Here is a 7,599-nt window from a genome sequence, read left to right as displayed (position 1 = left end):
ATCCAAAACAACTATTTTATTAATTGGTTTTTTATAATATATTTATTTAGACTGAGTTAAAATAAATAGTTGACATTAATTTTTAAATCGTTATTATAATCCCACTGACTTATAGATTTTTTATAAAGTAAAAAAAGAGTATAAGTCATATCAATTAATTTGCTATTGTCGCCCTGACATTGGCCACTACCTATGGAGGAATCATCATGTCCTATATCACGATCAAGACGTTTTTAAAGTATGAATGTATGAAAAATATGACAGCAATGATGACTTCAAAAAGGTTTGGCTGAATTTATATATTAGCTATCCGCTGACATCCTATTTACTAGGATAGATTTTATTAGTATCAGCGGATATCCCTGTATCTACTCGCTTTATTCCTTTTTAAGTCTTGCCTTGTTCAAAATGACTGTGCTAAGCCATTTTGCGCTTGTTTCTGTCTATTTATCTAGCATTTTATTTTATCGTCATTACCAATAGGGTTGCTTGCGCAATCACCTAGTCGATGCCTATCCGTGCGCATCATATTTAGGTTTAAGTTTTGGTACGGTAAAATTTTTCTTGAAAGCGTCCATAATAAATTGACCATCATTTCTATTGATTTGCAATTAATAGAAGACGGTATTTTATTGCCTATGACTTTTTATTCATAAGTTTATTTTCTTATTAAACACACTGTTTAATTGAGGCGGATAACTGATGTCTAATAATCATAAAACAGGTGAATTAAAAATACGTTATTTGGTTTAAAAATAAAAAAATAAAAAAATGGAAATAATAAATAATGAGCATTCAATTAGTATTAAATAAAAATAGTAAACATGGCGTGCCCGTCAAAATTTACACCTCAGATATCGAACAAGGCGCGATACAGCAATTACGCAATATGGCGCAGTTAGAGTTTGTTCATTCGCATATTGCCGTCATGCCTGATGTACACGTCGGCAAAGGTGCTACCGTTGGCAGTGTGATTCCGACTAAGTCTGCCATTATTCCTGCGGCGGTGGGTGTCGATATCGGCTGCGGTATGAATGCCGTGCGTTTGTCTTTAACGGCCAGCGATTTGCCAGATAACTTAAAATCATTACGCTTGATAGTGGAGCAGCAAGTGCCGGTCGGCTTTAACATGCACAAGCAAATTCAAGCCAAAAACTCAACACTTGACCCATTGGGCAAACGCCTAAAACCAATTACTGATAAGCATCCGGGTTTACTTAAAATGCTAAAAGGTTTTGAGCGTACTTGGGCGAAGCAATTGGGGACACTTGGCGGTGGCAATCATTTCATTGAGCTGTGCTTGGATGAAAATAATGATGTCTGGGTCATGCTGCATTCTGGTAGTCGCGGTATCGGTAATTGCATCGGCCAGTATTTTATTAATCTGGCCAAAAAAGAGCATCAATCGCGCTTTGGTCATGTGCCAGATCGAGACTTATCTTACTTTGCCCAAGGGTCTGACAGCTTTGTCGATTACGTCGAAGCAGTGGGCTGGGCACAGGATTACGCGCTAGAAAACCGACGAGAGATGATGCGTTTGGTGATTAAATCACTACAGTCGCCACAAGCGGGATTACCACGATTTGCTCTCACCAAAGAAGCAATCAACTGCCACCATAACTATGTCAATGAAGAGGTGCATTTCGGTGAGCAAGTCTATGTGACGCGTAAAGGCGCGATCAGTGCTTATGCAGGTGAGCTTGGTATTATCCCCGGCTCGATGGGCGCAAAATCTTTTATCGTCCGTGGTCTGGGTAATGAGGAGTCTTTTTGTTCGTGCTCGCATGGCGCAGGGCGACAAATGAGCCGAGGCAAAGCCATACGAGCGTTCACTATTGATGAGCTAAAGGCGCAAACCGATGGCGTTGAATGTCGCAAAGACAAAGGTGTCATCGATGAAATACCCGGTGCTTATAAAGACATTGATGAAGTGATGGCCAATCAAGCGGACTTGGTTGAGGTGGTACATACGCTGAAGCAAGTCATGTGTATTAAAGGTTAATACCAAACCTGCAAATCCTCTTAGCTTCGTCAAACTCGCTTAATGTACTAGATGTACAATTTGCACTCGTTTTCCTTGCTAAGATGATTTTCGGAATTGGTATCTAAGAAGATTTAAAGAATAGGTAACAATATGAGCTTAAAACAAACCCTAAAAAAAGCCAAACAAATTGAGCGGCAGTTAGAACAGCAAGATGCGACAGGTGCTGAGCACTCGCTAGGCGCAGTGAAGCCGCGCAACTATTTGGCGCTTGACCCTTTACTAAGAAAAGGCGGTATTCATGAAAAAGAAGATATCGATATTGTCCGAAAAAAGCGCCGCCGTGAGACCAAGCAGCAGTTAAGACAAACTGACTGGTTCTTAGAGTAGCGATCATTCGATCTAAATTTACTTTTAAAATTAAAGGAAGGGAAGCCGTTCGCTATCATAGTAAACGGCTTTTCCGAATTTAAATGGTTGGGACAGCACTCGTCACTCAACTGATAAAAGCAAATAGGCAAAAGAAATTAGAAAAAAGACATAAAGGAGAGTTTTATGAGATTGATTAATAAAGTAGCATTGGTCACAGGGTCTGCGCAAGGCATCGGCAAAGCGATTGCTGAGCTTTTTGTGAAAGAAGGGGCAACCGTTATATTCAGTGATATCAATGATGATAAAGGAAGGCGCTCTTGCCATGATATTAATATAAAGCGTCAACAATGGAGCGAATCAAAACCAGCAGAATATATCCATCTGGATGTCTCAAACGAAAGCGATTGGCAAAAAGCTGAGCAATACATTCAACAAAATTATCAAGGGTTAGATATTGTCGTAAACAATGCAGGTATCACTGGATTTTTGGAGACGACAGGCGCTCATGACCCTGAATACTTAGAGATGGCAAGTTGGCACAAGGTACATCAAGTAAACCTAGATGGTGTGGCTTTAGGTTGTAAGGCAGCGATAGCTTTGATGAAAAATCGTCCAACAGATAAAAATAGCAAATCAAGTATCATTAATATCTCTTCACGCTCAGGTATGGTCGGTATTCCTTTAGCAGCAGCTTACGCCTCAAGTAAAGCTGGCGTCAGAAACCATAGTAAATCAGTCGCCTTATATTGTGCGCAAAATGGCTATGATATTCGCTGTAACTCAATTCATCCCGCCGCTATCTATACGCCAATGTGGGACGCTATGTTGGGAGAAGGTAATGAGCGAGAAGAAGCGATCAAGGCAATTAGCAAAGACATCCCGCTAGGTTATATGGGGGAGGCAATGGATGTGGCTTATGCGGCACTTTATTTGGCAAGTGATGAGTCAAGATACGTGACGGGTACTGAGCTCACGATTGATGGCGGCATTCTGGCAGGGAGCACGGCTGCCCCTAATAGCGAAAATTAATGAAATTGTAAAAATGATTCCGTCACAGACAGAGACTGCGAAAAACTCACCCTCAGTATCGCTGTGCTTTTTTTAAAAGGGAGCAACTATATCTTCTCATGACATAATCAATATTTAGACACTGATAAAAAAAGCCGTTCACTATTTATAGAGAACGGCTTTTTTATTTACTCAGAACTATGGTGTAAAATTTTAAGCGAGTACCTCGATTAGCTCACCCTTGACCATGTGCGGACTGACAAAATCCGTGATACGCACGCTGACGATTTTACCGAGCAATTCATTCATTTTGTTTTCATCATATGGGAACATAACCGTACGCGTATTGTCTGCCGTACCGATTAAGCAATCAGGATGACGGTTGGCGATTTGCTCGACCAACACCCGCGTGGTAGTGCCGACCATTTCATGAGTTTTGGCCAATGTTGAGTCAATGATAACTTTTTGGAATTCAGCCAAACGTGCTTTTTTGGTTGTGAAGCTCACATCGTCTGGCAATTCTGCCGCTGGTGTGCCCGGACGCTTTGAATAGATAAAGCTATAAGAGTGATCGAAGTTCAATTCTTTTGCCAAGTTCAAGGTATCTTGGAAGTCTTGATCGGTCTCACCTGGGAAGCCAATGATAAAGTCGCTAGATAAGTGAATATCTGGGCGAATAGCTTTAAGTTTATTGATCTGATTGATATAAACATCGATAGTGTGATTGCGTTTCATCGCTGCCAAGATAGCATTCGAGCCACTTTGTACAGGCAAATGCAAATGTGACACCAGCTCTGGCAATTGTGCATAAGCGTCAATGATATCATCGGTAAATTCCAGTGGATGGCTGGTGGTATAACGAATACGCTCCACGCCATCGACGTGTGACACATAATGCAATAGCTCAGCGAATCGGCAAATACTGCCGTCGTCTTTTTCGCCGCGATAGCCGTTGACGTTTTGACCGAGTAGGTTGATTTCACGGATACCTTGCGCGGCGAGGCTGTCAATCTCAGCCAATACGTCATCTAATGGCCGCGATAACTCTTCACCGCGTGTATAAGGCACGACACAAAATGAGCAATATTTTGAGCAACCTTCCATGATAGAGACAAAGGCCTTATAGCCTTCTACTCTTGGCTCAGGTAAAAAGTCAAACTTTTCGATACTTGGGAATGACACGTCAATCGTACCAATGCGGTTCTTAGGAGCGATGTCACGTTGCTCGTTTGATTGGTCATATAGCTCTGGCAGACGATGTAAGGTTTGCGGGCCAAATACCATGTCGACATAAGGCGCGCGTTTTTGAATGTTGTCGCCTTCTTGTGAGGCCACGCAGCCACCAACACCAATGACCAGATCAGGACGTTTTTCTTTCAATTTGCGCCAGCGACCCAATTCTGAAAAGACTTTTTCTTGTGCTTTTTCGCGGATAGAGCAGGTATTCATCAGCAGCACATCGGCTTCATCGATATTGTGCGTCACTTCCATACCGTGTGAATCACCCAATACGTCTAGCATTTTGCCAGAGTCATAGACATTCATCTGGCAACCCTGAGTGGTTACAAACACTTTTTTAGGCGCGACTTTATCAACAGGCGATTGAGCTGAACTTGATTCTGTGAGTGCAATGACAGCAGGCGCTGTCGCGGTTGTTTTAGCACCAGCAGCGTCATTAATGCGGGGATTAAATACAGTAACACTCATAAGGATAAGTCCATGATTGACTAAAAGTACAGCAGGGTAGCCGATTAACAAGTGGCGTATTTTATCACAACCCTTCGTCAATGTGAAAAATTAGCGTGAGCAATTGGTGGATGCTATGAACGATTATTTATAACAGTATCAATTGCTTACTGGTCTTAGCCTAGGTTTTAGCAGAAATCACAGCGCGCTATCATTTCTATGTTACTCCTCGCTGTCCTATTTATTAACAAAAGGTAAAGGTGATGGTTGAAAGTGCAATGAGTATAGTATGATGAATGCGATAAGCTTAGCGGTACTTGGCAAATCGCTGTTCACACATTGTAGAGATATAATAAAGAGAGTCAGTATGACAAAGTTGCGCGTTGCTCATGGCATTAAGGATAGCCTCAAGGATAGAGAATCACCCAATCAATATGGTTGCTCAAAGCGAATCAAAACAAGAACCCTAAGAGTAAGTGCGCTGAGTCTGGCGACAGCAGTGAGCGCGCTTGGATTGTCGCAAGTGGCTTGCGCTGAGCTGACATGGGGTGAGGACGAAAGTTACCAGCAAGAGGGTACCTATTCACAAAACAATGGTTCTCAAGCAGACAGTGGAGCTAGCTCTTTCACGGCGGCAGCCATTGCAGCAGATCGCGGTGATGTCAGTGCGCTTTATAATTATGAGCAAGCAATGAGTGGCGGTTTATTTGCCATGTATCCGACATATTGGCGCATGAATTTAGATCTTAATTCGCAAAGCTCGGCTGCTGTCTCACAGTTTGTGCGCCAATATCCAGATACTGTCATGGCAGAAAAGCTAGTTGCTGATTTTGCTGAGACCAAAGCTGGCTCAAACGATTATGCATCTGTACGCCAAGTCGCGAATTTGATTACCAATGCGGATGCAAGCGAGCGCTGTGCGGTTGCGCTTGGGTTTAATAATGGTGGCGATACCATGCGTGCCATGGCAGCGAAGTCTGATGTTTGGCTAACGACACTTAAGCAGCCAGCCTTGTGTGAGCAGTTGGCGCTTGAGATGAACAATAACCCATTGATTAACGATCAAGATAGAGCCTCTCGTCTTAAACGTATGCTGCGTAAAGGTAAGACCGGCGACATCATGGCGTTGTCATCGCGTCTTGGGACACCGATTGCTTATTCAGCACTGAGTGAGATTCAGCTTAATCCTTCTTCATTCTTTAGCCGTTTTGGCAGGGAGCCTGCTAGTAAAACCAATCAACATCTCTATCTATATGCGATGGGGCGAGTGGCTGAAAAGTCTTATCGTGAAGCCGCGCTACAGTTGGATTTTGATATTAAGCAAGACAATCAACGCTCGGTCAAACTGTTGAATGATGAAACCCGTCGTTATGCTTATCGCATCCTTGGCGTGCAGCGTATGAACCATAATACCGATGATGGCTTTAATGCTGAGGCTGTTGACTGGTTCCGTAATAGTTTAGATGAAGATTTTAATTTTGAAGAAGCGGAAGATTATGCCATGGCAGCGATTCGTTTTAGCCGCTGGGATGATGTGGTGGAAGCCATCGCAAAAATGGATGTTGAGACCCAAAAAGGTAGTCAGTGGCAGTATTGGCTGGCGCGTGCTTATGAGCAATCAAGCGATGCGAATAAACGCAATACCGCCAAAAAAATGTATCAGAATTTGGCAAAAAGTAATGATTACTATGGTCTAATGGCAAAAGACAAAATTGGTCAGCGTTTTGATGCCAGTCGCTTAGGCGGTAGCAACTTGCCCAATGTTAGTACGGCTGATCGCGCACGTGTCATGCAGGATGGCAACTTTGCTCGTGCCTTTGCCTTATATAATGCTGATGCCAGCCGCGCTTATGCCAATCGAGAGTGGAACTGGGCGGTGAAGCAGGCTCGTGATAATCGCGATGACAATTTAATCATTGCGGCCGCTCGTCAAGCATATGACATGGGCTGGCTTGACCGAGCAATTTATGCCGTTGATAATACCGACAGAGTCGATAGCTTAGCACTGTCGCATCCAATGCCGCATCAAGATGCAGTCGTACGCTATAGTCAGTCTGCAGGTATTGATCCAGCTTGGGCTTATGGCATTATGCGTCAAGAAAGCCGTTTTGTGTCTTCTGCGCGCTCTAACGTTGGTGCTAGTGGTTTGATGCAAGTGATGCCAGATACGGCAAAGTATATTGCTCGTAATTTAGGCGAGACTTATAGTGCCAGCCGCGCCAATAGCGGCGATACCAATATCCGTTACGGTACATGGTACATGGGTGATATCTTTGGTAAGTTAAACAGTCAGCCAGTCCTCGCCACAGCAGGCTACAACGCAGGTCCTAATAATGCCAAACGCTGGCAGCCAATGTATGGTTCATTAGCGGCGGATCAGTATGTCGAATCGATTGCATTTCCTGAAACGCGTAACTATGTGAAGCATGTGATGGAAAACGCGACTATTTATAGTAGTTTATTGGGTCGTGGTCAGCCGATTAGCCAGCGTATGGGCACAGTACCTGCTGGATTTTAGGTTATTTGTTTATCGATCAAATAAACCATTATAA

5 protein-coding genes are annotated in these 7,599 nt (G+C 43.2%); 4 read left to right on the top strand and 1 reads right to left on the bottom strand.

What is annotated here, in order from left to right:
• The first annotated feature begins 787 nt into the window (after window positions 1–787).
• The 3 genes from M917_RS00025 to M917_RS00015 all read left to right on the top strand — a co-directional run bounded on the left by M917_RS00025 (window position 788) and on the right by M917_RS00015 (window position 3,382).
• On the top strand, window positions 788–2,002 hold the full coding sequence (locus tag M917_RS00025) for an RtcB family protein (RefSeq protein ID WP_021812686.1): 1,215 nt from the start codon (window positions 788–790) through the stop codon (window positions 2,000–2,002).
• A gap of 132 nt (window positions 2,003–2,134) precedes the next feature.
• On the top strand, window positions 2,135–2,371 hold the full coding sequence (locus M917_RS14245) for a hypothetical protein (RefSeq protein WP_021812685.1): 237 nt from the start codon (window positions 2,135–2,137) through the stop codon (window positions 2,369–2,371).
• Between the two features lie 165 nt (window positions 2,372–2,536).
• A complete protein-coding gene (locus tag M917_RS00015; protein WP_021812684.1) occupies window positions 2,537–3,382 on the top strand; it encodes an SDR family oxidoreductase in 846 nt (281 codons plus the stop codon).
• Between the two features lie 192 nt (window positions 3,383–3,574).
• Here the strand turns inward: M917_RS00015 and miaB are convergent, their stop codons facing one another.
• Window positions 3,575–5,068, bottom strand: coding sequence for a tRNA (N6-isopentenyl adenosine(37)-C2)-methylthiotransferase MiaB (gene miaB / locus M917_RS00010; protein WP_021812683.1), 1,494 nt, complete (start codon window positions 5,066–5,068; stop codon window positions 3,575–3,577).
• A 346-nt stretch (window positions 5,069–5,414) separates the two neighbouring features.
• On the opposite strand from miaB, the gene M917_RS00005 reads away from it, so the two are divergent.
• Window positions 5,415–7,565, top strand: a complete 2,151-nt coding sequence (locus tag M917_RS00005; protein ID WP_021812682.1) for a lytic transglycosylase domain-containing protein — start codon at window positions 5,415–5,417, stop codon at window positions 7,563–7,565.
• The last annotated feature ends 34 nt before the right edge of the window (window positions 7,566–7,599 follow it).

This window comes from Psychrobacter aquaticus CMS 56, from assembly GCF_000471625.1.
Classification (GTDB): Bacteria; Pseudomonadota; Gammaproteobacteria; order Pseudomonadales; family Moraxellaceae; genus Psychrobacter; species Psychrobacter aquaticus.
The sequence above is the reverse complement of the archived record's forward strand: the minus strand, read 5'-3'. Positions and strand labels throughout refer to the sequence as shown.

Bases quoted from the DNA above. Each gene is read 5' to 3' on its own strand.
- M917_RS00025 (WP_021812686.1), top strand. From the start codon at position 788: ATGAGCATTCAATTAGTATTAAATAAAAATAGTAAACATGGCGTGCCC.
- M917_RS14245 (WP_021812685.1), top strand. From the start codon at position 2,135: ATGAGCTTAAAACAAACCCTAAAAAAAGCCAAACAAATTGAGCGGCAG.
- M917_RS00015 (WP_021812684.1), top strand. From the start codon at position 2,537: ATGAGATTGATTAATAAAGTAGCATTGGTCACAGGGTCTGCGCAAGGC.
- miaB (WP_021812683.1), bottom strand. From the start codon at position 5,068: ATGAGTGTTACTGTATTTAATCCCCGCATTAATGACGCTGCTGGTGCT.
- M917_RS00005 (WP_021812682.1), top strand. From the start codon at position 5,415: ATGACAAAGTTGCGCGTTGCTCATGGCATTAAGGATAGCCTCAAGGAT.